The 1,450-nt window shown below is 71.2% G+C and carries 2 protein-coding genes; one reads left to right on the top strand and one right to left on the bottom strand.

Annotated elements, in window-relative coordinates; genetic code table 11:
• Positions 1–134 precede the first annotated feature (134 nt).
• Entirely contained in the window at positions 135–776 is a 642-nt protein-coding gene (locus CWC38_RS11765; RefSeq protein ID WP_121846887.1) for an anthranilate synthase component II, read from the top strand.
• 71 nt (positions 777–847) lie between these two features.
• Here CWC38_RS11765 and CWC38_RS11760 read toward each other — a convergent pair.
• Positions 848–1,450 (bottom strand): PASTA domain-containing protein (locus tag CWC38_RS11760; protein ID WP_121846886.1); only part of this gene is annotated, 603 nt, incomplete at its 5' end.

Raw genomic sequence — 1,450 nt, 5'->3', positions numbered from 1 at the left:
TCCGGGGGGGGGCGGGGTGGCCCACCGGGTGGTCCGGGGCCGTTCCGGGTGCGAGATCGGCGTTCAGTCTATCGCCCGCGCGGGCGTAGACTTGCGCGAGTTCTTTCAACCGGTGAACGCGCAGGAGTTCTTGAGTGTCTGTGAAGATTCTCGTCGTGGACAACTACGACAGCTTTGTCTACACGCTGGTGGGCTATCTCCAGCAGCTGGGTGCCCAGACCACCGTGGTCCGCAACGACGACCTCGACGTCCCTGCCGCCACCGCCCTGGCAGGTGAGCACCAGGGCGTCCTGCTCTCCCCGGGGCCGGGCGCACCCGCGGACGCCGGGGTCTGCGCGGACCTGATCCGCTGGGCGGAACGGACCCGCACCCCGTTGCTCGGCGTGTGCCTGGGCCACCAGGCCCTCGGTGAGGTCTACGGCGCCCGCGTGGGCCACGCGCAGCAGCTCATGCACGGGAAGACGTCCCGGCTGGTGCACCAGGGGGAGAGCGTCTTCGCCTCCGTGCCCTCGCCGTTCACCGCCACCCGGTACCACTCCCTGGCCGTGGCCGCGGACACCGTCCCGGACTGCCTGGAGGTCACCGCCACCACCGACGACGGCCAGGTGGTCATGGGGCTCAGGCACCGCACCGCGCCCCTGCACGGGGTGCAGTTCCACCCGGAGTCCGTGCTCACCGAAGGCGGGTACCTCATGCTGGGCAACTGGCTGGAGGAAGTGGGCCAGCACGGTGCGGCCGCGGCTGCCGCGGGGCTCTCACCGCTCATGACCGCCTGAGGCGGACCCGACCGGTTCCAGGCGACGACCCGCGGCCCCTCACGAGGGACCGCAGGTCGTCGTGTTCCTGCTCAGCGCTCCGTCGCGCGCGTGGCGCTGGGAGCGGAGGTGGGCCTGCTCGGAGGGGCCGTGGACCGGGTCGGTGCCTGCGTGGGCTCGGCCGACTCCTCCGGTGTCTCGCTCGCGGACGGCGTGGGGGTGGGCGTGGGGGTTGTCCTGCGTGCCACCGTGAGAGTGATGGTGGAGCCCTGGCTCACGGAGGAGCCAGCGGGGGCGGACTGCTCCAGCACCGTGCCGGTCTCGGCGTCCTCCGTCTCGAGGATCTCCACGTTCGCGTTCAGCCGGACGTCGTCCGCCTGCAGCATCTTCTCCGCCTCGGCGCGGCTGCGGCCCACCACGTCAGGGACCGTGACCTTTCCCGAGGACACCTGCAGCTTGACCGCGCTGTCCTTGGCCACGGAGCTGCCCGGCGCGGGGTCCGAGGAGATCACCGCGTTCGCGGGCACCGTGGCGCTGTTGACCGTGCTCACCGGGCCCACGGTGAGCCCCGCGTGCTGGATGGACTCGCGGGCGTACTCCAGGGACTGTCCCACGATGTCCTCGGGGACCTTCACGCTCTCGGGTCCCTCGGACACCCGCACGGTGACCTTGGAGCTGTCTCCTATACACATCTG

The sequence above is a fragment of the Kocuria tytonicola genome (assembly GCF_003687455.1).
Classification (GTDB): Bacteria; Actinomycetota; Actinomycetes; order Actinomycetales; family Micrococcaceae; genus Kocuria; species Kocuria tytonicola.
This window is presented reverse-complemented; position numbering and strand designations above follow the sequence as displayed.